This window comes from Bacillus sp. NPDC094064 (assembly GCF_050279585.1).
In the GTDB taxonomy this organism is placed as follows: Bacteria; Bacillota; Bacilli; order Bacillales; family Bacillaceae_G; genus Bacillus_A.
Genome location: NZ_JBNNUI010000004.1, coordinates 19,062 through 45,141 on the forward strand (window position 1 = coordinate 19,062; position 26,080 = coordinate 45,141).

Here is a 26,080-nt window from a genome sequence, read left to right on the forward strand (position 1 = left end):
CTAAACATAAAGAAAAACAGCAATTATAAAAATTGCTGTTTCTCCTTTGTATTATGCAGATGTTTTTGTATCAAGTACAGTACCGTCTTGTAACACCAATTTTGGTGCTGCATTATCAGCTACTGTTTCTTTTGTAAGAACACACTTCTCGATATCTTTGCGAGATGGAAGTTCGAACATTACATCAAGCATTAAGCCTTCAATAATAGAACGAAGTCCACGAGCACCTGTTTTACGTTCAATTGCTTTCTTCGCAATTTCGATTAGTGCACCTTCTTCAAACTCTAACTCAACATCGTCAAGCTCCAATAATTTTTGGAATTGCTTAACAAGTGCATTTTTCGGTTTCGTTAAAATATCAACAAGAGCATCTTCATCAAGTGGCTCTAGGTTCGCAATAACTGGAAGACGACCAATAAACTCTGGAATTAAACCAAATCTTAAAAGGTCCTCTGGTAATACGTGCGATAAAACATGCTTTTCATTTACATCAGCATTTTTCTTCTCAGAACCAAATCCAATTACTTTTTCACCAAGGCGGCGTTTAATAATTGGCTCGATGCCATCAAACGCTCCACCACAAATGAATAAGATGTTCGTTGTATCAATTTGAATAAACTCTTGATGTGGATGCTTACGACCACCTTGAGGCGGAACGCTTGCTACAGTACCTTCTAAAATTTTCAGAAGTGCCTGCTGCACACCTTCACCAGATACATCACGTGTAATTGATGGATTTTCGGACTTACGTGCCACTTTATCAATCTCATCAATATAAATGATTCCTTTTTCCGCTTTTTCTACATCATAATCAGCTGCTTGGATTAATTTTAGTAAGATGTTTTCTACATCTTCCCCAACGTATCCAGCTTCTGTTAAAGATGTTGCGTCCGCGATTGCAAATGGAACATTTAAAATACGCGCTAACGTTTGTGCCAATAATGTTTTACCACTACCTGTTGGCCCGATAAGTGCGATATTACTCTTCGCTAATTCTACATCATCAATTTTGCTGTTAGAATTAATGCGTTTGTAATGGTTATATACCGCTACCGCTAGTGCTTTTTTCGCGTTATCTTGTCCGATGACATACTCATCTAAGATTTCACGAATTTCTACCGGTTTCGGTACATCTTTGAATTCTACTTCTTCGTCCTTCGCAAGCTCCTCTTGTACAATTTCAGTACAAAGTTCGATACACTCGTCACAAATGTAAACACCTGGACCTGCAACTAACTTTCGAACTTGCGTTTGTGTTTTACCACAGAAAGAACATTTTAATTGCCCTTTTTCATCATTAAATTTAAACATATTTTCACACCCCTTACAAAGTGCTAACCTCTTGCCTTCGTATGTACACGATAAATGTATCGTATGTAAATACATATTATGTCACTACGTGGCGAGAAATACAAATAATATGACTAGTTATGTACAAATAAAAAATTTTTAAAACTTTTGAAATATGTATATTCGACTTACAAAGGAACATTTCCTTCTTCGTCAAAAAGTTTTATAAATATATTTCTATATTTATAAAACAAGGCACGATTTTAATCGTGCCTTGTTATTTTATTACGCAGCGTTGTCTACTAAGAAGTCTACAGCTTTACGCACTTTAAGATCTTCAGATAAAGCGTCTACGCTTCCAAGAGCTTGCTTGATAGCATCTACTGGCATACCGTACATTTCAGCCATTTTTTCAACTTCTGCAGTTACTTCTTCTTCAGTAACTTCGATGTTTTCAGCTTCGATGATAGCTTCAAGAACAAGGTTGATTCTTACGCGTTTTTGAGCGTCTTCTTTCATTTGCTCTTTTAACTTGTCAGCGTCAGTACCTGTGAATTGGTAGTAAAGCTCAAGGTTCATACCTTGTTGGCTTAAACGTTGCTCGAATTCGCGAACCATACGATCTAACTCAGTGTCGATCATAGCTTCTGGAATGTCGATTTCAGCGTTAGCAGCAGCTAATTCTACTACTTCGTCACGTACTTTGTGCTCAGCTTCGTGCTTTTTGCCTTCTTCTAAGTTTGTGCGAAGTTTCGCTTTTAATTCATCAAGAGTTGCAACCGCTTCGTCTGCTTCTTTAGCGAACTCGTCGTTTAACTCAGGAAGTTCTTTTGTTTTGATTTCGTGAATTGTTACTTTGAATGTTGCTGGTTTGCCAGCTAATTCAGCAGCATGGTACTCTTCTGGGAATGATACTTCAACGTCTTTAGACTCACCAGATTTAAGACCAATTACTTGCTCTTCGAAACCTGGGATGAATGTACCAGAACCGATTGCAAGAGAGTAGTTTTCGCCTTTTCCGCCCTCAAATGCTTCGCCATCAACGAAACCTTCGAAGTCGATTACAGCTGTATCACCGTTTTCAACAGTTCCTTCTTCTTTAACAACTAGTTCAGCTTGACGCTCTTGTAAAGCTTTTAATTCGTTCTCTACATCTTCGTCAGTTACAGTTGTTTCAACTTTTTCTACTGCTAAACCTTTGTACTCACCTAATTTAACTTCAGGTTTCACTGTAACTTTTGCAGTGAAGATAAGGTTAGCATTTTTTTCGAACTTCTCGATGTCGATTTCAGGATGAGCAACTGGGAAGATGCCAGCTTCATCGATTGCTTCACCGTATGCTTTTGGTAAGATGATATCTAAAGCATCTTGGTATAAAGATTCGATACCAAAGCGTTGTTCGAATAACGGACGAGGCATTTTTCCTTTACGGAAACCTGGTACGTTAATTGTTTTTACTACTTTTTTGAACGCAGCGTCGATAGAGCTGTTTACTTCTTTAGCATCAACTTCGATTGTTAAAACGCCAACGTTACCTTCTAATTTTTCCCATTTTGTAGACATTTATTCTTTCCCTCCAACTATAATAATGTATGCACATACCTCTATAGATTAAGACCTTCATTATCTCTTTTTTGAAATAACAAATGCACAAATAATCCTCTAGCAAAAGCTTTCAGATATAATGTTTCAATCTATTAATTGTCTAAAAGACAATTACGGTATATTTTGTTCGAGAATAATATGAAACATATTAAGTAAGAGAATTACACTTCTCTTCTCTTACAAACAGGCAGATTTCTGCCTTTTGCAACCCTTACATTATAACATAGAATATGCTCGTTTCAAGAACTGAACAACTCTTTTTCATAATTATACGGGCAAATATCCTTCTCTTTCAACACGTAATAACCATTGATAGGCAATATGAAACTCTTCTAATTCAATATTGTACGCTGTCATAAGCTCTTCTTCATCAATAGCCAATCCGAAACGCTTTCTTCCAATTCTCTCTAAAACAGCTGCCCAGATCTCTACTTTATCCATTAATAGAGCGAATGGGAAAACACCAATTTGTAGTTCTTTCCAGTATGTAACCATCGCATCAAATATATCCGGATAATTTTGCTCTAATCGGCTTGATAATATATGTATAATGTTATCGGATTGCTCCTCATTATGACCTGTAAATGCTGGAATCACCTTGATCGTATTTCCAAACTTCTCTACTTCTATCTCTTCTTCTATTTGATTTTCTATCATTTTATATAAAATAGAAGTTTTCAAATAAGGGTGCTGCTGTTCGTCTATTAAAAATTTCTTTAAAACAGGTAATGCAAGATCCAAATCTTTTAACGAAAGTTGCTGAATTGCCCTTAACTTTTGCCCGAAGTTTTCACCAAAAATCTCATTAGTAAACTCGTCCAAATCAAAATTAGAATCTGCTAATGATGCATCTTCCTCATTTAGCATTCCTTCTGCAAATAAAGCGAGCTGCGCTAATTTTTCTTTTTGTTCCGGCATTATGTCTTTCGTTTGCAAAACTTTTTCAACAGTTTCAATAACACCTTCATAATCATTTGTTTGAACTAAAATCGTCACATACGTTTCAAGAATATCACCAAATAATACAGCTCCTGTTTCAAGTAACTGTTCACATTTGTCTTTCGCTTCTTCCATACGTTTTAATTCCAACAAACAAATAACTGAAGCTAATTCCGTTTGTTCCGTTTCCGCATTATACTGACGTAATATTTCAAAGCAGCGCAATGCATCTTCAAATTTCCGCTCTTTCAGGGCTAAAAAACCTTCATCAATATAACGCTCTGATAGTTGAGGAAACAATACGACCGTATTTTCTTTTTTATCCATACGTCCGCCTCTTTTTCTTGATTTTAATTATGCTCAAAGTAAATATATCAAATGCGTAATGAGAACACAACATCCCCAAAATATTTATTTGAAATATAAAAATATTCTATTTTTATATTTCAATACGAACAAATCTTTATTAAAAAAACAAGATTATATAAATAAAAACCCTCAGCAACAAGCGCAGAGGATTCACTATTAATGGAAAGCTTTTATAATTGTGGGGTATAGAACAAGGGTAATAATTTGGAGAACAATAATTGCCATAACAATCATGCTAAAATAGAAGATTGGTTTACTTCGCTTCATTAAAAACATAATAATAAGCATCGTACAACCAAACAAACTTAAGAAGAAAAAACTCGTTGTCGAACTAAGTATACCACTTGGGACAAAGAACAATAACACTACACTACAAGTACCTATAATTCCAAATAACCATTCCATTCATTCACTCATTCCCTTTCCCTCTCATGGTAGTTTTTTCTACGCTACTAAATGTTTTACAACATCAATTACATACGTTAATTTCTCATACGCTACAAATCCAAAAGCTACCGTTAAACCTGTTACGATTAACCCTTTCATCATTTCTTCCTCCTCGTTTTATCGTTGTTATCTTCATTATAGAGAATTAGTAATTTGTTACCATCGAACTTCCTTACAGTTACCTTACAGAATTGTAAGATTTCAAAAATTGATTTAAAATCGTGTTAAGATATTTTTGTACAATTAAGAATTTAATTTACAAGGGGGATTATATATGTTTAAAAAAATGGCTGCAGATGTATTAGGACTAAGCGATGTAGGTTCTGTTATTACACCGAAAGATTATGATAAAGTTGATGCTGATGATTACGTGATGCATGAAGATGGAGAAAAAATTTATTTTCTAATTAAATCAAAAACAGATGAATACTGCTTCACAAACAAAGGATTAATCCACCTAGACGGTACAAGTGCAACAAGTAAAAAGCGCACACTTCGCCGCTATAACTATAGTAAATATCCAATTAAAAACGTAGCACTCGAAACTGCGGGAACAATTGATTTAGATGTAGAAATTAAGTTTCAAATGGGCGATGAGCATTATTCAATTGATGTTCATAAAAAACATATTGAAGAATTAAAAGATTTATATAAAGCTTTACTTAAAATCGAAGAAATTTCATACGACAACAATATTACATTGCAGTATGCACATAAAAGCCTAGATATGGCATCTAACGCTTTCAGCCGCATTTCAAACGCACAAGTAAATTTAGCAGAGCAATTTAAAGAGATGAACGAGATCGCCTTTAACTGGCTTGTTGATACGAAGAAACAATATAATGTGAAAGATTATGGTTTTGTTTTTGAGAAGTTTATTAATAACTAAACAAGAAACCCTTGTTATCAAAAGATAACAAGGGTTTCTTAGCGTCCCAGGAGAGATTCGAACTCCCGATCCGCCCATTTCCGTACTATTTTATATATTTTGATCGCAGTCTTAATATATCTTCCTCTTCGCGAATGCCTGCTGATCCCTTCCTCACATTTTTTACGACAGTCCAATTCGGGTCAGTTTCATCACCGATGTTCCGTATTGTAAAGTTGCCGTCACCATATTTTCGTTTACCTTCTGCCAATTTTTCTGTTAAATCATTTTCTTTTGATCTCGCCATCTTTGCGCCATCTCCCTTTTTATACAACCTTCTTAAACTGTCCAACCAGTCAATTGGAGATCCTCGCTTTCCACTTCGATTAATTGTAACACACTGTCGGGGGATAAGTTCCGATAACAGCTGCTCAATCGCACCAAGAACGATATTTCCTTTGCATTCGACTGAGCCGACGCCAGTTACGCCAAACGATACGATCCCTTGCCGCTGCATTTTGTTTGTATCGTTATAAACGATTACTAAGCATGCGTTGAATGCGCATATTGCATTATAAGGGATATCATATCTTTTGAATTGATTGTGCAACGTTCGATCCGCCGAGTTCATTAATCGTACTTTCTTTTGATCATCCACATCGTGTCAGTCTTCGTTGCTGATAACGTATGTATCAATATGTCCACTGTTTTAGCAGAATTCGATAAAATAGCTAACGAAATAGAAAGAGATTCGGAAAAATTTCACAGTTCTTTCACATACAGCAATTTTTAGACAAACAAAAAACCTTGTTATCAAAAGATAACAAGGTTTTGTTAGCGTCCCAGGAGAGATTCGAACTCCCGACCGTACGCTTAGAAGGCGTATGCTCTATCCGGCTGAGCTACTGGGACATGGAGCGGGTGAAGAGAATCGAACTCTCGACCAGAGCTTGGAAGGCTCTTGTTTTACCACTAAACTACACCCGCATATATTATTTTTTTCTTCTTCGTTAGCGCTGTTGCCCTATCGACAATATTTATTATATGTATAACCACTCATAAAGTCAACATCTTTTTTAAAAGAGGATAATTTTTCTTATCCTCTTTTAAAAACTGCTTGTTCAACTAGTTGTCCGTCTAATGTTTCAAAACGAACTTCCATTTGATTTTCATCCATTTCTAATAAAGCAAATGTCTTCTCTACACGCTGACGTGGCAATAAAATACTGCCTGGATTAATAAATAAAACGCCGTCGATTAATTCCGCACCTAATACGTGAGAGTGTCCGAAGCACGCAACTTGTGCCCCTGCCTCTTCTGCACGGTACGCTAACGTTTGTAATGTCATTTTCACGTTATGACGATGTCCATGTACCACTACGAAACGAATACCATCTACGTCCGTTACAATTTCGTCTTGAAAGTTAGCATAATCACAGTTCCCTTTTACAACGTGGAAACCTTGCAGTTCTTCATGAGCAGGTGTTAGCTCTGAATCACCGCAATGAATCATGATATCTACTTTCCCTTCATATTTCGCTTTTAACTGCTGTAATTCCTTCACAGAGCTATGACTATCGCTTACGATTAAAGCTTTCATCAATCTCTCTCCCTTATTCTCCTAAAAACCATTCCGGGATTTTTTCTTCTAACTTACGAAGAGCACGCCCGCGGTGACTAATGGCGTTTTTCTCATCTGAACTTAGTTCCGCCATCGCTTTTTTATATTCTTCTACATAAAAGATTGGATCATATCCAAAACCGTTTTCCCCGCGGCGCTGTTCTAAAATGTACCCTTCACACGTTCCATTCACAATTACCGGTTCTTTATCCGCTTCTGGGAATGCAACTGCTAGTGCACAGTAGAAACGAGCTTTACGTTTTTCAAAATCGACATCATTTAATTCTTGTAACACTTTATCGATGTTCGCTTGATCGTCTTTCGGTTCTCCAGCAAAACGAGCTGAATACACGCCTGGTTTTCCGTTTAAAGCATCTACAATAAGACCTGAATCATCCGCAATTACGATTGCATCCAGCTGTTTACTTAGACTATCTGCTTTTAAGATTGCATTTTCTTCAAATGTTTCGCCCGTTTCTTCAACTTCTTCAATATGAGGAAAATCGTGTAATGATTTCACTTCTAAATCAAATCGCCCAAATAACTCAGCAAACTCACGTACTTTCCCCATATTATTTGTTGCTACAACAACTTGTTTCATATTTTCCACCTCTACTCTATATGAGATACGATGTCACCTAACGCTTCTTTTTGCATGTCAATTAGTTGGAAAATGCCTTGTTCCGCAGCATCAAGTAATTCATTTAACTGCGCTCTGCTAAACGTCGCTTCTTCCCCAGTTCCTTGCACTTCAACAAACTGACCTTTTCCAGTCATAATTACGTTCATATCAACGTCTGCTTTAGAATCTTCTATGTAGTTTAAGTCTAGAACAACACCTTGCTCTTCAACAATCCCTACTGACGTTGCTGCTAAATAATCTTTCACTGGAATTTTAGATACTTTTTCTGCTTGCAATAACTTCTCAAACGCTAATACCATTGCTACATATGCACCTGTAATAGAAGCAGTTCTCGTTCCACCATCTGCTTGAATCACATCACAGTCAATCCAAACCGTTCTCTCGCCAAGCGCTTCTAAATCAACTACCGCACGTAATGCTCGTCCAATTAAACGTTGGATTTCCATTGTACGCCCTGTTACTTTCCCTTTACTTGACTCTCTGATTGTACGTTGTTCTGTCGCACGTGGAATCATCGCGTATTCAGCTGTTACCCAGCCCTTTCCTTCTCCACGCATAAACGGTGGTACACGCTCTTCAATTGTCGCTGAGCAAATTACCTTCGTATCCCCAACTTCAATTAATACTGATCCTTCTGGATGTTTTAAATAATTCGTATGAATATGTATATGGCGTAATTCTGTTTTCTCTCTACCATCTACTCGCATAAAATAACCTCCTCATAACTACTACTCGTTAGTATAGCCAAATTTAAATGTATGATATGTATACAATAAAAGAAGGAGAACCCAAAAAGCAATTCCCCTTTCTTACATAAGTATATCAAATTATCCGTGATTAAAAACCACCTGTATTCACGTTTTCTGGACGATTCACAGGTTTTGTTAACTTTTCACCCTTCTCATCCATAAGATTTGCTTTCCCATTCACTTGAATAGAAACATTTTTCACACCTTGTTTTTCCGTTAAAGATAAAACTAATGATTTCAATACGTAATTTGAAATCTTACTTTTATCTTTATTCGCAAATATATTTTCATTAAAGTTTAACGTAATATTCCCGTCTTGCAATTTCGGATTCGTAATAAGTTTGACCCCTGGATTAAAGTCACTCAACAGTGAATTTTGATTCGGCCCTTTAACTAGTTCATTTACAACTGTCGTAATATCATTTTCTTTCCCTTCGGCAACGCGACGCGTAACCGGCACATAATATTGCTGTTTATTATTTTGCGCCATAAAATACAATGTGACTGGTTTTGTATTTGTTACATCGGCTACTTGTTCATCATCAAAGTTAATACCATTCGCGCGGCTCACCCCTTCACCAAGCGGCGTACCACCGACAGGCATCCTCGCTATTTTTTCACCATTTATTTGGAACTGCACTTGTTTTACCTCTTTAAATTGCGTCAACGTCCACGCTATAGATTCAACAATTTGACGCTCTTCTTCTTTGGCGTAGTTTTTCATCTCTTTAGAGAAATCAATGACTGCCGTCCCATCTTTTTTCAAATTCAAGGTCATCGTTGTATTTGCTGGAATGACCGCACGGAACCCATTCGGTAACAAATCCGTTACCGGCCCATCTTGCACAAGGTATTCTAGCGTTTGCTGCATGACCTCATTCGCTTTCGGAGTTGGTATAGTTAACGTTTGTGGTACGACATAACCATTTTTATCAACAAGGTATAGTTCCCTATTTATCGTTTGCCCTTGTTTATCTTTCTTAGCTACCTCTTTCTTTCCACCCTCTGTATAAGTAACTTGTTTTGGTGGATCAATTTGTTCAGTTGCTTTCTCCTGATTTATAAAGCCACACCCTGTTAGTAAAACAGCACTCACAGTAGCACCAACAACCCATTTAAAAGTGGATTTAGGCATGCCATTCCCCCCTAAAAGCTAAGTTTGTACTATTATGTATACGAGCTGTTTCACATTTTAGAACAAGCCACTTATAAATAAAAACCCCTGATTTCTCAGGAGTTCACTTATATGAGTCTACTATTATTCTGCTTCTAAATTGATATGCTTCACATTTTCAATCGGCTGACCGAACCACTTTGATGCAATTTCTTTAAATAAGCCTATTTTACCAGTCGTTAAGAAGAGATGATCACTTTGTTCTTCTCCTTCATTTAACATTTTACTATGGTATAAAATCGTACTTACTTCACGCGCTGTTTCATCACCCGAACTAATTAATTGCACTTTATCTCCCATTACCTTTTTAATAACCGGGCCTAAAATCGGATAATGTGTACACCCTAAAATAAGCGTATCAATATCAGTGCTTTTCAGCGGTTGCAACGTTTCCCTCACAACTTCATACGCCATTTCGCTTTCGAAATTCCCACTCTCTACAAGTTCAACGAAAGGCGGGCAAGCTAAACTTTCTACCATAACACGGTTATTAATAGACTTTAACGCCTCTTCGTACGCACCACTTTTCACCGTTCCAATCGTTCCAATAATCCCAACATGGTACGTATTTGTCACTTTTAAAGCTGTGCGTGACCCCGGATGGATAACTCCTACTACCGGAATCGGTAATTGCTTCTGCATTTCTTCTAGTACAACCGCAGTTGCTGTATTACACGCAATAACTAGCATTTTAATATTTAAATCTAATAAATGCTCTGTCATTTCCCACGTAAATTGACGCACTTCCTCTCGAGAACGCGGACCATACGGGCAACGTGCTGTATCTCCTAAATATATAATACGCTCTTTCGGCAACTGACGAATTAATTCCTTCGCTACTGTTAAACCGCCAACTCCTGAATCGATAACACCGATTGCTCTACTCAACTTCATCACCCGTTTTCTCATTCATCATCTTATTTTATCCCGCGTTAACGGGCAGTAAAACTCCCACCTCAACATTCGGTTGCAGCAAAGAAGTTAAGCAGGAGATCCACTGCCTATAAACACCCGATTGGTGAAGGCTAATAATCAGCGGGGATGAACACCCCCACTGATTAAAGTTTCACTTTATGTTTATCATTATATTTTACGCATTTTAAGTTCGCTCACTTAAAATGCTCCTGTATGAAAAATTTTTATGTGTACCTGTATAGACTAGGACCTTTTTTATTTTGCTCCTTTTTTTCGTAATTTGCAAGACAGAAAAATAACCGGCCCTCTAAATGAAAGTCGGTTTCTTCTATAATAAAGTACGTATTTATTACGCTACCTTTCTCTGAATAGAAGACATTCCTATTAATAAGAAGCAATGCGCAGAAATTAAAAAGACTATAATTTGTTTACAACTCTTTTTATAGCCTTACCTATTTCCACACTAGACTGCGGATTTTGCCCTGTAATTAAATGCCCATCTACTACAACATGCGGCGTAAAATTAGGAGCAACATAAAAGAAAGCCCCTTCCTCTTTCAACTTACTTTCTAGCAAAAATGGAACTCGTTTTTCTAAATGCACAGCTTTTTCTTCATCATTCGTATAACCTGTTATACGCTTACCAGCACTAAAGAACGAGCCATCCTTATTTTTCACACCTACTAAGGAGCTTACTCCGTGACAAACAGCAGCGACAATCCGGTTACTATTGTACATATTCTCAATTAAATTTGCTACATACGGATTACCTGGAAAATCTACAATCGCCCCGTGCCCACCACCAAATAAAACCGCATCATAATCTGAAAAATGAACAGTAGAGATCGGCTTCGTATTTTGCAATAAAGAAGCGACATACTTAAATTCACGTGGGATACCGTTTGGGATAGATACTCTATCAATAGGTACTCTCCCGCCTTTTATCGACACAATATCAACATCAAACTTAGCCTTTTTAAACAAATGATAAGGAGCAGCAAGCTCTTCAAGCCACAAACCAGTCGGGTGTCCATTCATATCATGAGCACTTGTTGAAACTAATAATATCCTTTTCAACATATCCCCTCCTTACTACCTATTTATGCATGAAACAAACAAAAAATAGCCGACCTTTTGTATAAAAGTCGGCTTACTTCTTATAGTTCGAGCTCTCCCATGCGAAGAAGCTCTACAACTGCCTGTGAGCGTCCTTTAACCCCTAGCTTTTGCATTGCGTTTGAGATGTGTAGTAGAACCTAAATTTCACCACATAAGTGTCAAATAAACGCTACTTTTTCTCCTACAGATATACTTAGAATAAAAAAATTAAAGTTCTATTTTTCTTTAAAATGACATGGTAAAATTACACTAGAATTTATTTATTCATATTTATACAAGGAGAGATGGAGATTTATGAGTTCTGAAAAAAAATCGGGGCGTGCAAAGGCACTTGCAGGCGGTATTATCTTTGGTGGTGCTGCTCTATTTGGCCTTTTAAATGATGGTGCATCTTTTTTGGAGAGATTCTTTGATAAAAACAATTCTAAAGAAGCTGCACTACAGCAAAGTGAAGTTTCGGAAAAAACAAAAAATTTTTCCAAAACTGAAATTGATGAATTTATGAGCCGCTATAACCGCGCAAGTGTACAAGCTCTAAATAACAGTGCAAATGTAAGGGTCCTAAATGACAATGATTTGGATGAAGTTAAAGGTTATCTGACCTCTAAAGGAAGTTTTCAAGCAGCACAACTTCAGGAGATCGATGAAAACTACACCAACAAAACCACAAAGGAACTACTAAAGAGTCAAGTTACAGAGGTAGAAGTGAAAAACCCCAATGAATACGTAGTATACACATACGAAGAATATGACATTTATAATCATGGGAAAAAGAAACCTGCGGATAAGGGTGAGCATAAATACACGCTTATAGTTGATGAAAATAACAAACTTAAGGTAAGTGATCATAAACCATTGTAAACTTTTCTTAGCAAAAAGATAATAAACCATTCTATAATGGTTTACATAGACTTTTTATCACACTTAAGTTCTCAATAAAAAACAATTGAGATTAGACAAACTTATGAAGAATTTTAATCTTTTGGGCAGTTCCAAACTTACGGAACTGCCTTTTATGTACTGTTTTTACTGCTGTAAATAAATTATTTTATACACATAAGAATTAGTGAATAATAAATTCTTATGTATATTGTTTTATTCACCTTCGATTCATTCTAATTAATAAAATGGCACCGAAACCTAGGTGATACATTTCGCCTTATGCACTCGATATATCCACAGAGATAAAAAGATAATACGTAATACGATATATTTAATCAACTTACTCATTATATTCCCTATTATGCAATAAGCTTTTTAATATATTATTACTAATACGAAGATACTCATTAGATAATGGAAGATTACTTTCTTTATAATAGAAAGCAATTTTCTCTACATATTCTAAAGCTTCTTCTAGTTGATTATTTTTTTTCATAATAGGTAGACCGTGATGAATTAAATAGTGAATTAAAGATTCCTCTTTCCCTAATGCCTGTAGATATAACACATTTAACTTCACATATTCTGTATTTTCTTTATTTTCAAAAACGAGAAGTTCTTCTTTTAGGATCTCAACTACTTTTTCAAACTCTTGCAGTTCCAGAAAAATTTGCGCAATATTTCTTAATGTTAGGGAATAAATCTGTGTATGCTTTTGTTTTAACTGCAATGATTTATAGTAATAATCTAATGCTTTTACTTGTTTTTTCTGAGACTCATACAAAAAACCCAAATTATGCAAAGTTCTTGCTGCTTCTGATTCATTTTGCATCAATTCAGCATCATCTAACATCTCCAATAGGGTTGTTTCAGCTGCCTTATATTCGCCTGTTCTTATAAGATGAATTGCAATAATTGTTTTAGCATGTAGTATACGATAAATATTGCTCGTGTCTTGAAATATTTTTAACGCTTTATATCCGAAATAGATAGCTAAAGTGGAATGATTCAATTTACTATGTACTAAAGCTTGATAATAATCATACTCTTTTATTTTATCTCCATAAATTTCAACTAACTCGCTAATATCATGTAATGCTTTTAGTGCATTAGTAAATTCATTCTTTTTTAGATAATATATAACATATAAAAAATCTGATAAACACCTTTCATACTGGGAAAATTTCCTTTTATGCTTATTAATTTTTTCAAACATTTTTTCGACCTCATCTAATTTATCTAAAAACAAATAATATCTCAATTCACATAATTCGTATAAATAAATGTATTTCGTGCAACTTATATACTCTTTATCATTGCTCAAAAAATTGTATAAGGACTGTGCTTTTACTTTATTTAATCGCTCTATCGCATCATAGAAACCATCTATTTTCTTTTGAATATCTCTTATTTTCCCCTCTTCCTTTTCAATAGATATCTCCAATCGCTCACATAATAATTTTAAAGTACCTATATTTGCTTCTTTTGAGTTATTCTCTATTTTACTTAAATGCGTAACCGAACATATACCCCCGCACAATTCTTCTTGCGTCTTACCTTGTTTTTTTCTGTGGTAATAAATAATTTTCCCAATACCCATACAAGATCCCCTTTTCCAATAATTACTATATAAATTTTACTATTATTTTACTGAATATTCAATCATCTAAAGCTACACAAAATCAAATATACGATTAAAAAAGAAGGTATGATACCATTAGTCATTTATCTTGACAACAATATCATACCTTCTTTTTCATGAGTTATATAATGACCTATTGTAAATTTACAAATTCAAAGTCTGTACCATTTTTTGAATGATTCACTTTATTACTATCTACAGCTTCTACTTGTGTATATACTTTTCTCTCATTCATAACTTGCTCAATTCCTTTGCTCATCAAATTGAAAGCAAAAATAACAAGGACAAATCCTATACATGGTCCTACTATAATCCATTGATCCAGCATTAATTCCTGATAGGATAAACCAATAATTCCTGACCATTCGTTTGATAATGATAAGGAGATTGTCTGCGCTGGTCCAGTTCCACCAGATTTTAATATCTCTTTAGCTCCGCCAATCAAAATTTGAAATGTCCCTAGATGAACTAGAAGTAACAAAACTTGTACTGTTTGTTGCATAAAAAATAAAAATAACTTCGGGCGCAAATGAGGAAATAAATGCCTTCGTAATAACCACATATCACCTGCACCTAAAGTGCGCGAACAAGCTACAAATTCATTTTTCAAAAATTGATTCACTTCCATTCCAATTAAACTAATTAAAGGAGGAACTGCTACAAGAGCTAAGATAACAATTTGTTTTCCTATTACATCTAGGCTTGAACCATTTTCAACAAATGGCAATCCAACAAAAAACAAAATTGTAAGCATTACAGCTGGAACAAAACGAAATGCTCTAATCATTCCCTCTATTATAAATTGAAATCGTTTCAGATAAAACGCATAGATTACTCCGCCTATTACACCAAGAAAAATTCGCAATAAGCTCGTTATTAACGCTATAAAAATGGTATATTTTGCCCCATCTATAACCTTCCAAAATACGTCTTCCCCTTGGCGATCTACACCAAACGGATACTTCCAACTAGGTGGATAAGGCGGGATATCAACTACCTGTTCTTGATCTCCATATAACATTTTAGGAGGAATAGGGATATGTTCTTTTAAATACCAAGAGTATAGAAAACTCATGATTAATAAACAACAAATGAATAGAAAGCTGCAAACAAAATACTTATTACGCAACAAACGTTTCACCCTATTCACCCTATTCACCCTCTCCTGTTAAATAAGTAATAAACCATTTCCCTACAATATCTACAATATAAAACGGAATAAAAACCGCAATCAAACCTATTGCTAAAACCTCCGTTTCAAACTTGTGCTTGTAGAGAAAACTAAAAAAACCACGCATATTAAACAAATATTCCGCCACTAACAAATTGGACAGCATAAACCAAAATAAATATTGCATATTAGAAAACACCGTTACTAACGCATTACGAAAGATATGTCGAAATAAAATATCTTTTCGTGACAACCCCTTTGCTTTTGCGTATTCAACATATGTTTTCGTTTCCTCATTTTGAAACGCTAAAATCATCATTTGAAACAACATAACAGAAGGTAAAATTGCTATCGTAAAAATCGGTAACATATACACATTATCAAATCCAGCCAATGGTTTTACCACTAATAAATCCGTTTTTTGAAATACCCAAATAACAAAGAGTTGAATGGAGAAAATAAACACCACATCAGGAATAGACTCAATAAAAAAGGCTACTCCTTTAATAACCTTCTGTACCCTCTTTGGTAAGTTAAAACATAAATAAGCAAAAACCATCGCAATACAAAATGAGACGATGAATCCTCCCCATAAAATACTTAATGAGTATACATATGGCTCTTTCATTGCCGAAACTAAAGATTCCATATGTAAATTGTTAATCCGCACTTGAATTTCATTGATTGATAATAAACTAAAAAAAAGATGTTGAAGTTGCTCCCAAAGTACATTCCATCCCTGCAGATTTGGAAGATGAATATAACTTCTCGAAAAAGCAATGATGAATAGAATAGTAAAGAGGGTGAGAAGCAAATCCACTCCATATCGACAAAATACCTTTACTATTTTCATAATAATTGGCAAAAGTCTCGATCTTATATAAGATCGAGACTTTATGCCTTGTCCCCCTTTCTTCAACGTACTTAACAAAAGCTTAATTCAAAATACTGTAGAATTAATCAAGAGGTGGCTGCATTACTTCAGATAACCTTGTACTTTGCCCTTGTGTACTTTGCCCATTTTCTTCCTTTGTAATCTTATGAACACGAGAATACATTTTAATACCTGTATATGTCTTTCCCTCTACCTCGTATTTAATGAAACCTATCGATTCCTTATCAATTGCTTCTCCCGTTTTACCATATTTCTGTTGAACTTCTTTTGATTGTTTTTCTGGTAAAAACATGACGTTCAATTCGTACTCTTGATCTAACTTCGGTTTATCTGTCTCCCAATTATACTTACCATCTTTATCAACCTTAACTGTATTTTCAGCTATAGATTGATTTGCATCAATCTCCTTAAAAACCACTTTAATGAATGTTCCTTCGGGTAAATTACTATTACCGTACAAAAAGATTTTATTTCCTATCCCTTTGACCCCAGCATCTAACGTAACCTCTTTTTTCACTACTCGTGAAACTTTTTCGTTACTACATCCCACAAATACCAAACAAAGTAACGCAATGACAACCCAAAGTTTTTTCATGGTCCCCTCCTATTGATTTGAAATTTGTAATGACTTACTATTAAACTTTCTTAATATGTCTATCCAACCCTTTTTCCCCTCAATAATTTCCATTTATTCTTAAAATCTTGGTCAATTATGACAATATAAGTAATATGTATAACTTCATATTTGTTAAAACCAACTCCCAACCTGTTAAAATACTTTTTATTGAACTTATATCTTTATTATCCACACAACTTTAAAATCAGACAATTGGGAAAATTAACACTAATTATCGGACTAAAAATTAATATGAGCTACCTAGCAGGTAATAGATATGTTAAGTAAATCAAGAATTGAAGTGGAAAAATTCACAAATTAAAAACTAGACGTCTCTTACTTCTCAGCATGTTTTTGTTTCAATCATTCACTTCAAAATACAAACAAAAAATAGCCGACTTTTTGTATAAAAGTCGGCTTACTTCTTATAGTTCGAGCTCTCCCATGCGAAGAAGCTCTACAACTGCTTGTGAACGTCCTTTAACCCCTAGCTTTTGCATTGCGTTTGAGATATGATTGCGTACTGTTTTTTCACTAATAAAAAGTTCACCTGCAATTTCTTTCGTTGTTTTATCTTGAACCAGTAATTCAAATACTTCTCTTTCTCTCTTTGTGAGTAAAGGTTTAGATTGATACGCTTTTTCCTTCAACTGGTATAACCCTCCTTGCTTAAGCCAGAGCCGTGTATGTGTAAGTTGGGTGTTTATTTAGTCAAGATATTGTATGAACGAAATGTGCAGGTGGTGAATGAAAATGGGCTTTATTTCCTATGTTATTTTAGACTTTTATACAGTGCGCACCCTCTTTTTATCCACTTACTTTCCAATGCGCCATATTTGTTCTAGTAATATACTCACAACTGTACCTACGAACAAACCATTGCCGAATATATATTGCATAACAGACGGCAACGATTGGAGTGCTCCAGACGGTAAAAACATAACACCGCTGCCAAATAATACTGCTACTCCTAAAATTGTTACATTCCTTTCATTAAGCTCCACTTGTTTTATATTGTTTAGCCCGATCCCGATTAACTGTACGAATGAAGCCATTAAAACTGCAGATGCAACAGCGGATGGTAACGACGCTAAGTAACGAATAATACTTGGAAAAAGCGACATAACGACTAGTAGTACACATGCCATTAAGAACGATCGTATATATTTTTGTTTTGTTAAGCGTATAAATCCTGCTGTTGCTGGTAACGGAACGACACCTACAGTTGAAAATACGGAGGAAATAATATGCGAGATGCCTCCAACCCACGTACCATCTCTCAACTGTTTTTGTTCAATCGTCGCTTTATGAATGGTAGCTTGATTAATCGCTATAATAGCAGCTACTGTATTTGAAACTAAAATACATACCATAACGAAACTTGATACAGCCATCCCTGTATTCCATTTCGGAAGTCCCCAAGCAAATATATGTGGAAATTGCACAAAGTGAGTTACTTGAGACGGAATCGTCACTTTCCCTGCAATTAAAAAGATAATCCACCCACTAATTAATCCAATTAAAACTGCATAACTTTTAACAAAACCTTTCCCAAAATTAGATAGTATAATAACGAACAAAAATATACTAAACGCGATTATTGCTGTAAATCCATCGACTTGAGAAACAGTGGCTGTAATTCCTAGCATTCCTTTCAAAAATACACCACTTAGTTGTAAACATAACAAAAGTAAAAACGTCCCTGTCACAAGCGGCGTAAATAAAAATAAAATACGCCCTATAAAACCACTTACTCCTAATCCTATTAAAATTACACCGGAAATTATCATTCCTAATTCTAAAATTTGCAACGTACTATGTAATTGATCCTGCCCGACAGTTGCATAAGCAAGTACAGTAAATACACCAACCCAAGATCCAGCTGGCCCATCCGCAATTGGTAGTCTATGTCCAATCCAACCTTGTAAAAAAGAGGATATACCAACTACAAAAAACGTACGCTGCATTAAATAAAATATTTCTTCCGTCGTAAGGTGAAATAATCCGCCAACAACAATTGGTAGTGCGATTGAATTCGCTAATAAAAATATAAACCATTGCAAAGTTCCCATAATATGATTTTGATTGTGTTGATTGCCCAATTTTTTCATCCCTTCTATATTCCTTATAAGAAATATACTGTAAGCATAAAAAAGAAAGGTTCTACACTTACAATTAGAACCCTTCCCAAAACATTTAAACGATTCCTTTACACAAGATTATTTAATTCCACTTCATTTAAACTGCCAACAACAACATTTCCTTTATGTACGACTAAGCGCTTCTCTGTTTGACGCGCCACCGCTTCAGCAGTACATGTTGCATTCGTCAAAACAAAACTCGCTTCATCTCCTACATTCGGCCACGCTCGCTCCCCTTCATTGTTTAACGTTTCTTTTCCTCCCGTAATAAAGCGAAGTGCCTTTCCTAAAGACCTTTCATCACTCCACCCAAAACGTTCCGCTAATCGATTTGCCTTTTGCAGCATATCACCCGTTCCAAACGGTGACCAATGATCAGTAATACTATCATTTCCTAATGAAACTTTCACACCCTTTTTATCTAATAACGGAATTGGGATTACTTGTTTCCCAATTGGCACCGTTGAAGTAATATCAATGTTTAAAGCAGCTAGTCTTTCCGCCACTTCTTCAGCTTCTTTATCCGTAACACCACCAAGTCCAAGCGCATGACTAATTGTTACGCGACCTTGCCATCCCGCTTCTTCTGTTAGACTTGCCAATCTCTTCATCGTAAACGTTCCAAGATTGTTCGCATCATGCAGATGAATATCAACATCCGCATTAAACTCTACCGCGATATCCATAATTGTATGTAATGATTTTTCAATATCATTATCCACTGTAGCTGGATCCACTCCACCGACTAGATGCGCACCCATACGCATCGCATCTTTCACAAGTTGCACAGAGTTACTGCGCAATAATCCATGTTGCGGAAAAGCAACAATTCTACCAGAAACCTGATTTTTATATGTTTCCAACGCCGCTAACGTCGCCTCCAAATTACCAAGTCCAATAATCGGATCAACGTTACAATGCGTTCTTATATTCGTTGCACCATTTCGAAGCAATAACGCTAACATATTTCCCGCCCTATCTTGAGCACTTGCTAATTGCTTTGGCAAAATTTTTTCTTCTTCATTAAAACGTGTAAAAATACTTTCTGCTGGCATACAAGCTTTCCAAGGACCACTATAATAGGTCTTATCAATGTGAATATGCATCTCTTCGAAAGCGGGCAAAATCAATAAACGATTAGCATCAAGAATTAGTACCCCTTCCTCTTGAACAGCCCCTGCTATAATTTTTTTAATTTGTCCACCTTCAATGAGTAAACTACATAACTCTGTTTCTGTTTTAGAAATTCTCCCTTCTTCATATGTATACCCCGATTCAAGCGTTACATTAGTCAACCAGTATACTGTCATCTCTATTGCCCCCACCCTTTATTAAAAGTTACCTTTTTTATAATTTTAATATCACCTGAAAATTAAGACAATTAATAAGACTGCTCCCTAAAAAAATGTCATACAACCTCATAGTCTTCTCATAAATTTCCATATAGAATAGAAGTATGTAGTTTGATATAAAAAGGAGTTGATCGTAATATGTCAAAAAAATTATGTAAATCCGAAACTGATAAAATGTTATCTGGTGTATGTGGTGGTTTAGGAGAATATTTTGATATTAGTTCTACTCTCATTCGAATACTTTGGGTCATTGCCGTTCTATGTTTTGGAACAGGTTTTTTAATCTATCTCATTTGTTTATTACTTATGCCACGTTCGTACTAACGGCATCATTTATATACTTAAACGAAATATAAGCAAGCACCTATAGAATTCTGTTCTATAGGTGCTTGTTTTTATGAAGAATACTTCATCGTTAAATGTAATACCGCCACTTCATCCCCATTATTTCGGTAACTATGTTTCTTATTTGCTTCAAATTGGATAGAGTCAAACTCATTTAATTCGTATGTATCATTCTCCACTTGAATCGAAACTTTCCCTTTCATTACCGTTACAAGTTCAATAGCACCTTCATGATGAGCTTCCGGTTCATATATACTATTTGATCTTAAACAAGCACGGTGCATTTCCATCCCCGTTTCTTTCGTATAACGGAACATCGTTTCTAAATGCCACGCTTGTCCTACATCTACTGCAAACCCTTCACCGCAGCGCGCAACAGCTACAGGTTCTCCAACAACCATTAACCTCGATAAAGGAATGGATAATCCTTTCGTTATTTTCCAAATGACGGCTAACGTTGGATTCGTTTCTCCTCTTTCAATTTTTCCTAATGTTAATTTACTAACCCCTGTTTTTTGAGCTAATTCTTCTAAACTTAATTTTTTTTCATTTCGAATTTGTCTTAGTAGCTGACCTACTTGCTGAATGACTTCTTTCGTTTGCATATCTTCATTTTCTTTCATCTATAAAACCACCTTAATGTATAAAATAGTTTACTTTTATTACTTTAAAGTATAGTATACTATACATAATTATTTATTTTTGAAAGGAGTGCTTACTTCATGCGCGCAATATTATTAGGACTTTTATCATCAGCCTTCTTTTCCGCAACCTTTATTATTAATAGAGCGATGAATGTATCTGGAACAAGCTGGGCTTGGACTGCTTCCTTCCGCTTTTTATTCGCTCTCCCTATTTTATTCCTTATCGTTTTATTTCGCAAAAACTTAGGGGATTTATGGACAGAATTAAAAAAACATCCATTTGCATGGATCGGATGGGGCTCCGTTGCAGGTATTGGTTTCTATTCTTTATTAAGTTTCGCAGCTGTCTTTTCTCCAGCTTGGCTCGTTGCTGGAACTTGGCAAGTTACTATATTAGCAGGTTTACTACTATCACCACTATTTTTCGTTAAAGTAGAAACGCAATCAGGTACAAAACTTGTACGTGGAAAAATTCCACTTCGCAGTTTATATGTAGCATTGTTTATTTTACTTGGTGTAATTTGTATGCAAGCAACTGCAGCAGGCCACATTACAGTAACTCAGTTCATTTCAGGGTTTTTACCTGTCGTATTAGCCGCTTTTTTATATCCGTTCGGCAACCGAAAAATGATGGAACTTGTTGGCGGGCGCCTTGATACATTCCAACGTGTATTAGGAATGGCAATCGGAAGTCTCCCTATAACAATTCTACTTGCTATATATGGATTTTCCACTACAGGTATTCCAACATCTAGCCAAATGCTGCAAGGATTTTTATTAGCATTATGTTCTGGTGTTATTGCAACGATGACGTTTTTCTTTGCTACTGATTTAGCAAAAGATAATCTCGCTTTACTTGGTGCTGTTGAAGCAACACAAGCTGGTACAATGATCTTTACAGTGCTTGGTGAAATCATCTTCTTGAATGGTTCATTTCCTGATGGGCTTTCCCTACTTGGAATGATGATTATTATGTTAGGAATGGTTGCAAATAGTATTTTAAACCGTTCTGCTCCAGTCATTAAACAGAAAAAAACAGCATAAAAAGGAGTATGGTTCTGTGGCAAAGAACCATACTCCTTTTATATTGTCCCCCTATTCCGCCTTATCAGAATAGTATTTCATTGGCTGTTTATACTAAAACCTATGTTATAATACGTTTCATGCGCAATAACAGGAGGTAAATTATGTTAAAAAAAGCAATTGCTGAATTTATTGGTACATTTGTACTTGTATTATTCGGAACTGGAGTAGCTGTCACTGGCGGCGGAATTGAAGGAATTGGAACATTAGGAATCGCTATGGCTTTCGGTCTATCTATTGTCGCTATGGCATATAGCATCGGAACAGTTTCTGGATGTCACATTAACCCAGCGGTATCAATCGCTATGTTCATCAATAAAAGAATGAACGCTATGGAACTTTTTTATTATGTATTAGCTCAAATTTTAGGTGGTTTATTAGGTACTGCAACGTTAGTAACAATTTTAAAATCCGCTAAAACACCTTTAGATAATTTAGGACAAAATGGTTTCGGAACTCTTGGTTTATCTGGAGCATTTTTAGTTGAGTTCGTTTTAACTTTCGTATTTATTTTAGTTATCATGGCTGTAACAGGTAAAAAAGGAAGTTCTTCTTTAGCGGGTCTAGTAATTGGTTTCACATTAGTATTAATTCACTTATTAGGTATTCCGTTAACTGGAACATCTGTTAACCCAGCTCGTAGTATCGCACCAGCTGTATTTGTTGGTGGAGAAGCTCTTTCTCAACTATGGGTATTCATCGTTGCCCCAATTCTTGGTGGTATCGTAGCAGCTATTGTAGGTAAATGTATTTTAAATACTGAAAAATAGAATTTTCAATATTTCTGAATAAAACAAAGGCGAGCCCTCATTATGAGGAGGCTCGCTTTTTTTATTCTTTAATTTTAGACTTTAAATTTGTAACTAATTGATCTACCGTTACGTTTGCAAGTACGTTTTCCATCGCTTCTTGCGCTTGCATTAAAATAATTTCTAATACTGATTGAATATTAGCTCCTACTGGACATTCGATGTTGGGATTTTCATGGAAGGAAAATAGCTGTCCTTCTTCTACAACTTCCACTGCTTTATATACATCAAGTAATGTAATTTCTTCTAAATCACGAGCAAGTGTCGTACCACCTTTACCAGCTTGTACATCAACAAGTCCTGCTCTCTTCAACATTCCTGTAATGCGACGAATCACAACTGGATTTGTATTCACACTACCAGCAATCCATTCAGAGGTACAGCGAGAGTTTCGATCTATCGCAAGTAAGGTTAGCATATGAACACCTACTGTAAACCGACTACTAATTCCCATCTGCACACCCTCCTTCGTATTCATTCTATTAAAAGACGACTCTTATTATTATATACTATTTTTAATTTATACATAAAGAAAAAGCATGATTACAATAGAAAATCATGCTTTTCTCTCTTTATTGACGCTTTATAAATTTTGCTAAATCTTTAAATTTCACTTTATCTGAGTAGTTCATTACACCATTTACGTAAATGCGGCTTGTAACAGCGTTTAATACACCAATTGTTGCCAATAAGACTACTAATGTTATCGTAATTTCTAACGTGCCTGCTTCACCAGCTACAATACGCGAGAAGGTAACCATCGGTGTAAAGAACGGAACGTAAGAACTTACAACAACGATAGTACTATTCGGATCACTTAATGATTTAATACTAATGAAGAATGCAGCCATAATTAAAATCATTACTGGGAAAGATACAGCTTGTAAATCTTCCGTCTTAGAAACAACAGCTCCAGCAGCAGCGTACATCATCGCATAAAGTAAATATCCTGTAATGAAATAAACGAGGAACATGCTTATAACCTTTGCATCTAATTTCGTAAAGTCGATTGGCACTCCGAATAAGGAAGCATTCTCTAAATCAACCCAACCTAGTAACCAAGGAATCAAGTAACCACATGCTAATACGACAAGTTGTAATAACGCTGTTGAAACAACTGCTAATATTTTCGCATACATCATCGTAAGCGGTTTTACTTTCGGAAGCATTACTTCCATTACGCGTGACGCCTTTTCTGAAGCAATATTCATTGCAATTGTATTTCCAAACGCGACAATAAACATATATAAAGCAAATGTAAAGAAATAGGAAATTCCGAAAGAAGAAGAACGATCTTTTATCGCTTCTTGTTTCACTGAAATTTCAGTTTGCAATTGCTGTGCAATTTCCGGTGAAACATTATGCTTTGCAATTGTCACCATTGTATATTGTTGTTTTAAATAACTTGCCATAATTGCAGAAGTTCCTTGGCTTGGAAATCCATTATACATATACGTAACCTCTGGAGCTCCGTTCTTTTCCGTTATATGAAACAAACCATCCAGCTCGCCATCTTCTACTTGTTTATGCATTTTATCAAAATCCGCTTTTGAACCGACAGTTATTTTTGCTGTTGGTAATAACTTCGTTAACTCTTCTTTTTTTACTTTATATGTGGAACTTTCTGTTACAACCGCAATTTTATCTTTGTCTTTATTTTTATCATTTCCAGAAGTGAAATGATTAAAGGCAAAAATCCCAAACACAACTAAAAATAAAATCGCACTCGTAATTAATGATTTTTTAGATAAAAACGCTTCTCTAAAATAAAATGAAAATACGTGAGAAAATTTACGCATCGTTACTTCGCCCTCTCTACAAAGATTTCGTTTAACGTCGGCTCTAACATTTTAAATTGGCGTAAGCTAACACCTTGTTCTTGCAACTGTTGCAAAATGTTTAGAGCTTCTGCATCATCTTGTACTTTTATATAAAGAAGGCCTTGTTGTTTTTCATACGGGACATGTATAGCTTCTAATCCCTTTTCATTCTCTTCTGTATCTTCAATCGTTAAATTACGGAAACCATATTCTTTCTTAATATCACTTAACTGGCCTTTTACAACTGCTTCGCCTTTTTTCAAAATACATACATGTTGGCAAAAAGCCTCTACTTGCTCCATACGATGACTGGATAAAATAATTGTCTTTCCGCTCTTTACTTGTTCTCCAATAATACTAGCTAACATCCCAGCATTAACTGGATCTAGTCCACTAAATGGCTCATCTAAAATAAGAAGCTCCGGATTATGAAGAAGAGCAGCAATTAATTGGATTTTTTGCTGATTCCCTTTTGAAAGCTCTCCGGCCGTTTTAAATTTATATTCCGGGATTGCTAATCGCTCTAACCAGTGATCAATAGCAAGATCTACTCCTTTCTTCGACATTCCTTCTAATCTACCAAAATATCGCAACTGATCTATTACTCTGCTTTTTGTATATAAGCCTCTTTCTTCTGGTAAATACCCAATCGTTACGCCACTATTCCCGAATACTTTTCCATCCCACGTAATCGAACCTTCATTAGGCGTTAATAACCCGAGAAGCATTTTGATTGTTGTTGTTTTCCCTGCACCATTTCGTCCAAGTAATCCTAGCACTTCACCTTTTGGTACCGAAATTTGCAAGCCGTTAACTGCTTTTGATTCCCCAAATTTTTTCGTTAAATTTTGAATTTGTAAGCTCAAAGTATAAAGCCTCCCCTTTAGTATCGTTTACGCTCTCTTTCAAAGACTATGTTTATTCAGGACAAAATATCGCAC

General features: G+C 35.5%; 27 protein-coding genes, 2 tRNA genes and 1 pseudogene. 5 read left to right on the top strand and 25 right to left on the bottom strand.

Annotated elements, in window-relative coordinates; genetic code table 11:
- Positions 1-51: 51 nt before the first annotated feature.
- The 4 genes from clpX to ACQKNI_RS10635 all read right to left on the bottom strand — a co-directional run bounded on the left by clpX (position 52) and on the right by ACQKNI_RS10635 (position 4,608).
- Positions 52-1,311, bottom strand: coding sequence for an ATP-dependent protease ATP-binding subunit ClpX (clpX, locus tag ACQKNI_RS10620; protein WP_000472280.1), 1,260 nt, complete (start codon positions 1,309-1,311; stop codon positions 52-54).
- 264 nt (positions 1,312-1,575) lie between these two features.
- Positions 1,576-2,853, bottom strand: coding sequence for a trigger factor (tig, locus tag ACQKNI_RS10625; RefSeq protein ID WP_088230721.1), 1,278 nt, complete (start codon positions 2,851-2,853; stop codon positions 1,576-1,578).
- 309 nt (positions 2,854-3,162) lie between these two features.
- On the bottom strand, positions 3,163-4,161 hold the full coding sequence (locus tag ACQKNI_RS10630; RefSeq protein ID WP_088230722.1) for a hypothetical protein: 999 nt from the start codon (positions 4,159-4,161) through the stop codon (positions 3,163-3,165).
- A gap of 198 nt (positions 4,162-4,359) precedes the next feature.
- Entirely contained in the window at positions 4,360-4,608 is a 249-nt protein-coding gene (locus ACQKNI_RS10635) for a hypothetical protein (protein WP_088230723.1), read from the bottom strand.
- A gap of 316 nt (positions 4,609-4,924) precedes the next feature.
- Here ACQKNI_RS10635 and ACQKNI_RS10640 point away from each other — a divergent pair, with 316 nt between their 5' ends.
- Positions 4,925-5,539, top strand: coding sequence for a PH domain-containing protein (locus tag ACQKNI_RS10640; RefSeq protein ID WP_088230724.1), 615 nt, complete (start codon positions 4,925-4,927; stop codon positions 5,537-5,539).
- An 85-nt stretch (positions 5,540-5,624) separates the two neighbouring features.
- On the opposite strand, the gene ACQKNI_RS10645 is transcribed toward ACQKNI_RS10640, so the two are convergent.
- From ACQKNI_RS10645 to gerE (ACQKNI_RS10690), 10 genes and pseudogenes are all read right to left on the bottom strand, one after another.
- On the bottom strand, positions 5,625-5,825 hold the full coding sequence (locus ACQKNI_RS10645; RefSeq protein ID WP_088230725.1) for a cytoplasmic protein: 201 nt from the start codon (positions 5,823-5,825) through the stop codon (positions 5,625-5,627).
- A 531-nt stretch (positions 5,826-6,356) separates the two neighbouring features.
- Positions 6,357-6,430 (bottom strand) — tRNA-Arg (locus ACQKNI_RS10650).
- 1 nt (position 6,431) lies between these two features.
- A tRNA-Gly gene (locus tag ACQKNI_RS10655) sits at positions 6,432-6,505 on the bottom strand.
- 109 nt (positions 6,506-6,614) lie between these two features.
- Positions 6,615-7,118, bottom strand: a complete 504-nt coding sequence (locus ACQKNI_RS10660; RefSeq protein ID WP_088230726.1) for a metallophosphoesterase — start codon at positions 7,116-7,118, stop codon at positions 6,615-6,617.
- Positions 7,119-7,131: 13 nt separating this feature from the next.
- Positions 7,132-7,740 carry an XTP/dITP diphosphatase gene (locus tag ACQKNI_RS10665; RefSeq protein ID WP_141555273.1) on the bottom strand — a complete coding sequence of 203 codons (609 nt, stop codon included), beginning with the start codon at positions 7,738-7,740 and terminating at the stop codon, positions 7,132-7,134.
- 11 nt (positions 7,741-7,751) lie between these two features.
- Positions 7,752-8,489, bottom strand: a complete 738-nt coding sequence (gene rph / locus ACQKNI_RS10670; RefSeq protein WP_001261769.1) for a ribonuclease PH — start codon at positions 8,487-8,489, stop codon at positions 7,752-7,754.
- A 130-nt stretch (positions 8,490-8,619) separates the two neighbouring features.
- Positions 8,620-9,666 (bottom strand): GerMN domain-containing protein, encoded by a 1,047-nt coding sequence (locus ACQKNI_RS10675; RefSeq protein WP_088230728.1) that lies wholly within the window; start codon positions 9,664-9,666, stop codon positions 8,620-8,622.
- Positions 9,667-9,789: 123 nt separating this feature from the next.
- Entirely contained in the window at positions 9,790-10,599 is an 810-nt protein-coding gene (racE, locus tag ACQKNI_RS10680; RefSeq protein WP_088230729.1) for a glutamate racemase, read from the bottom strand.
- A gap of 438 nt (positions 10,600-11,037) precedes the next feature.
- Positions 11,038-11,700 carry a type 1 glutamine amidotransferase domain-containing protein gene (locus tag ACQKNI_RS10685; RefSeq protein ID WP_098253408.1) on the bottom strand — a complete coding sequence of 221 codons (663 nt, stop codon included), beginning with the start codon at positions 11,698-11,700 and terminating at the stop codon, positions 11,038-11,040.
- 77 nt (positions 11,701-11,777) lie between these two features.
- A pseudogene (gerE, locus tag ACQKNI_RS10690) lies at positions 11,778-11,867 on the bottom strand (spore germination transcription factor GerE); the annotation flags it as partial.
- Positions 11,868-12,033: 166 nt separating this feature from the next.
- Between gerE (ACQKNI_RS10690) and ACQKNI_RS10695 the strand changes: the two are divergent.
- Positions 12,034-12,600 carry a TcaA NTF2-like domain-containing protein gene (locus tag ACQKNI_RS10695; RefSeq protein WP_098253409.1) on the top strand — a complete coding sequence of 189 codons (567 nt, stop codon included), beginning with the start codon at positions 12,034-12,036 and terminating at the stop codon, positions 12,598-12,600.
- A gap of 361 nt (positions 12,601-12,961) precedes the next feature.
- Here ACQKNI_RS10695 and ACQKNI_RS10700 read toward each other — a convergent pair whose 3' ends face one another.
- The 7 genes from ACQKNI_RS10700 to ACQKNI_RS10730 all read right to left on the bottom strand — a co-directional run bounded on the left by ACQKNI_RS10700 (position 12,962) and on the right by ACQKNI_RS10730 (position 20,396).
- A complete protein-coding gene (locus tag ACQKNI_RS10700) occupies positions 12,962-14,221 on the bottom strand; it encodes a helix-turn-helix domain-containing protein (protein ID WP_427282362.1) in 1,260 nt (419 codons plus the stop codon).
- Between the two features lie 175 nt (positions 14,222-14,396).
- Complete coding sequence (locus tag ACQKNI_RS10705) at positions 14,397-15,404, bottom strand: ABC transporter permease (protein WP_255291247.1); 1,008 nt, start codon at positions 15,402-15,404, stop codon at positions 14,397-14,399.
- Between the two features lie 10 nt (positions 15,405-15,414).
- Positions 15,415-16,083 carry an ABC transporter permease subunit gene (locus ACQKNI_RS10710; protein WP_240522898.1) on the bottom strand — a complete coding sequence of 223 codons (669 nt, stop codon included), beginning with the start codon at positions 16,081-16,083 and terminating at the stop codon, positions 15,415-15,417.
- A 307-nt stretch (positions 16,084-16,390) separates the two neighbouring features.
- Complete coding sequence (locus tag ACQKNI_RS10715; RefSeq protein WP_088230733.1) at positions 16,391-16,924, bottom strand: hypothetical protein; 534 nt, start codon at positions 16,922-16,924, stop codon at positions 16,391-16,393.
- 446 nt (positions 16,925-17,370) lie between these two features.
- Complete coding sequence (gerE, locus tag ACQKNI_RS10720) at positions 17,371-17,595, bottom strand: spore germination transcription factor GerE (RefSeq protein WP_000659484.1); 225 nt, start codon at positions 17,593-17,595, stop codon at positions 17,371-17,373.
- Positions 17,596-17,760: 165 nt separating this feature from the next.
- Positions 17,761-19,056 (bottom strand): purine/pyrimidine permease, encoded by a 1,296-nt coding sequence (locus tag ACQKNI_RS10725; protein WP_088230753.1) that lies wholly within the window; start codon positions 19,054-19,056, stop codon positions 17,761-17,763.
- Between the two features lie 98 nt (positions 19,057-19,154).
- Entirely contained in the window at positions 19,155-20,396 is a 1,242-nt protein-coding gene (locus ACQKNI_RS10730; RefSeq protein ID WP_098841303.1) for an amidohydrolase family protein, read from the bottom strand.
- 180 nt (positions 20,397-20,576) lie between these two features.
- Here ACQKNI_RS10730 and ACQKNI_RS10735 point away from each other — a divergent pair, with 180 nt between their 5' ends.
- Entirely contained in the window at positions 20,577-20,762 is a 186-nt protein-coding gene (locus ACQKNI_RS10735) for a PspC domain-containing protein (protein WP_088230755.1), read from the top strand.
- 71 nt (positions 20,763-20,833) lie between these two features.
- Here the strand turns inward: ACQKNI_RS10735 and ACQKNI_RS10740 are convergent, their stop codons facing one another.
- Positions 20,834-21,406: a helix-turn-helix domain-containing protein gene (locus ACQKNI_RS10740; protein WP_088230756.1), complete on the bottom strand. Its 573-nt coding sequence runs from the start codon at positions 21,404-21,406 to the stop codon at positions 20,834-20,836.
- 99 nt (positions 21,407-21,505) lie between these two features.
- On the opposite strand from ACQKNI_RS10740, the gene ACQKNI_RS10745 reads away from it, so the two are divergent.
- Positions 21,506-22,471, top strand: a complete 966-nt coding sequence (locus ACQKNI_RS10745) for a DMT family transporter (RefSeq protein WP_098882740.1) — start codon at positions 21,506-21,508, stop codon at positions 22,469-22,471.
- Between the two features lie 143 nt (positions 22,472-22,614).
- The gene (locus tag ACQKNI_RS10750; protein WP_088230758.1) at positions 22,615-23,280 is read left to right on the top strand and encodes an aquaporin; all 666 of its coding nucleotides are present in this window, start codon (positions 22,615-22,617) and stop codon (positions 23,278-23,280) included.
- 61 nt (positions 23,281-23,341) lie between these two features.
- Here the strand turns inward: ACQKNI_RS10750 and ACQKNI_RS10755 are convergent, their stop codons facing one another.
- The 3 genes from ACQKNI_RS10755 to ACQKNI_RS10765 form a co-directional block, all read right to left on the bottom strand.
- A complete protein-coding gene (locus ACQKNI_RS10755; protein ID WP_033691283.1) occupies positions 23,342-23,773 on the bottom strand; it encodes an Rrf2 family transcriptional regulator in 432 nt (143 codons plus the stop codon).
- A 118-nt stretch (positions 23,774-23,891) separates the two neighbouring features.
- Positions 23,892-25,118 (bottom strand): ABC transporter permease, encoded by a 1,227-nt coding sequence (locus ACQKNI_RS10760; protein WP_088230759.1) that lies wholly within the window; start codon positions 25,116-25,118, stop codon positions 23,892-23,894.
- A 2-nt stretch (positions 25,119-25,120) separates the two neighbouring features.
- On the bottom strand, positions 25,121-26,005 hold the full coding sequence (locus ACQKNI_RS10765; protein WP_088230760.1) for an ABC transporter ATP-binding protein: 885 nt from the start codon (positions 26,003-26,005) through the stop codon (positions 25,121-25,123).
- Positions 26,006-26,080 lie beyond the last annotated feature (75 nt).

Coding starts and splice junctions, on each gene's coding strand:
- ACQKNI_RS10750 (WP_088230758.1), top strand. CDS start 22,615: ATGTTAAAAAAAGCAATTGCTGAATTTATTGGTACATTTGTACTTGTA.
- tig (WP_088230721.1), bottom strand. CDS start 2,853: ATGTCTACAAAATGGGAAAAATTAGAAGGTAACGTTGGCGTTTTAACA.
- ACQKNI_RS10695 (WP_098253409.1), top strand. CDS start 12,034: ATGAGTTCTGAAAAAAAATCGGGGCGTGCAAAGGCACTTGCAGGCGGT.
- ACQKNI_RS10730 (WP_098841303.1), bottom strand. CDS start 20,396: ATGACAGTATACTGGTTGACTAATGTAACGCTTGAATCGGGGTATACA.
- ACQKNI_RS10700 (WP_427282362.1), bottom strand. CDS start 14,221: ATGGGTATTGGGAAAATTATTTATTACCACAGAAAAAAACAAGGTAAG.
- ACQKNI_RS10645 (WP_088230725.1), bottom strand. CDS start 5,825: ATGGCGAGATCAAAAGAAAATGATTTAACAGAAAAATTGGCAGAAGGT.
- ACQKNI_RS10675 (WP_088230728.1), bottom strand. CDS start 9,666: ATGCCTAAATCCACTTTTAAATGGGTTGTTGGTGCTACTGTGAGTGCT.
- ACQKNI_RS10640 (WP_088230724.1), top strand. CDS start 4,925: ATGTTTAAAAAAATGGCTGCAGATGTATTAGGACTAAGCGATGTAGGT.
- clpX (WP_000472280.1), bottom strand. CDS start 1,311: ATGTTTAAATTTAATGATGAAAAAGGGCAATTAAAATGTTCTTTCTGT.
- ACQKNI_RS10735 (WP_088230755.1), top strand. CDS start 20,577: ATGTCAAAAAAATTATGTAAATCCGAAACTGATAAAATGTTATCTGGT.
- ACQKNI_RS10755 (WP_033691283.1), bottom strand. CDS start 23,773: ATGGGAATTAGTAGTCGGTTTACAGTAGGTGTTCATATGCTAACCTTA.
- ACQKNI_RS10760 (WP_088230759.1), bottom strand. CDS start 25,118: ATGCGTAAATTTTCTCACGTATTTTCATTTTATTTTAGAGAAGCGTTT.
- ACQKNI_RS10725 (WP_088230753.1), bottom strand. CDS start 19,056: ATGAAAAAATTGGGCAATCAACACAATCAAAATCATATTATGGGAACT.
- ACQKNI_RS10740 (WP_088230756.1), bottom strand. CDS start 21,406: ATGAAAGAAAATGAAGATATGCAAACGAAAGAAGTCATTCAGCAAGTA.
- ACQKNI_RS10710 (WP_240522898.1), bottom strand. CDS start 16,083: ATGGAATCTTTAGTTTCGGCAATGAAAGAGCCATATGTATACTCATTA.
- ACQKNI_RS10685 (WP_098253408.1), bottom strand. CDS start 11,700: ATGTTGAAAAGGATATTATTAGTTTCAACAAGTGCTCATGATATGAAT.
- racE (WP_088230729.1), bottom strand. CDS start 10,599: ATGAAGTTGAGTAGAGCAATCGGTGTTATCGATTCAGGAGTTGGCGGT.
- ACQKNI_RS10745 (WP_098882740.1), top strand. CDS start 21,506: ATGCGCGCAATATTATTAGGACTTTTATCATCAGCCTTCTTTTCCGCA.
- rph (WP_001261769.1), bottom strand. CDS start 8,489: ATGCGAGTAGATGGTAGAGAGAAAACAGAATTACGCCATATACATATT.
- ACQKNI_RS10630 (WP_088230722.1), bottom strand. CDS start 4,161: ATGGATAAAAAAGAAAATACGGTCGTATTGTTTCCTCAACTATCAGAG.
- ACQKNI_RS10660 (WP_088230726.1), bottom strand. CDS start 7,118: ATGAAAGCTTTAATCGTAAGCGATAGTCATAGCTCTGTGAAGGAATTA.
- ACQKNI_RS10715 (WP_088230733.1), bottom strand. CDS start 16,924: ATGAAAAAACTTTGGGTTGTCATTGCGTTACTTTGTTTGGTATTTGTG.
- ACQKNI_RS10635 (WP_088230723.1), bottom strand. CDS start 4,608: ATGGAATGGTTATTTGGAATTATAGGTACTTGTAGTGTAGTGTTATTG.
- ACQKNI_RS10665 (WP_141555273.1), bottom strand. CDS start 7,740: ATGAAACAAGTTGTTGTAGCAACAAATAATATGGGGAAAGTACGTGAG.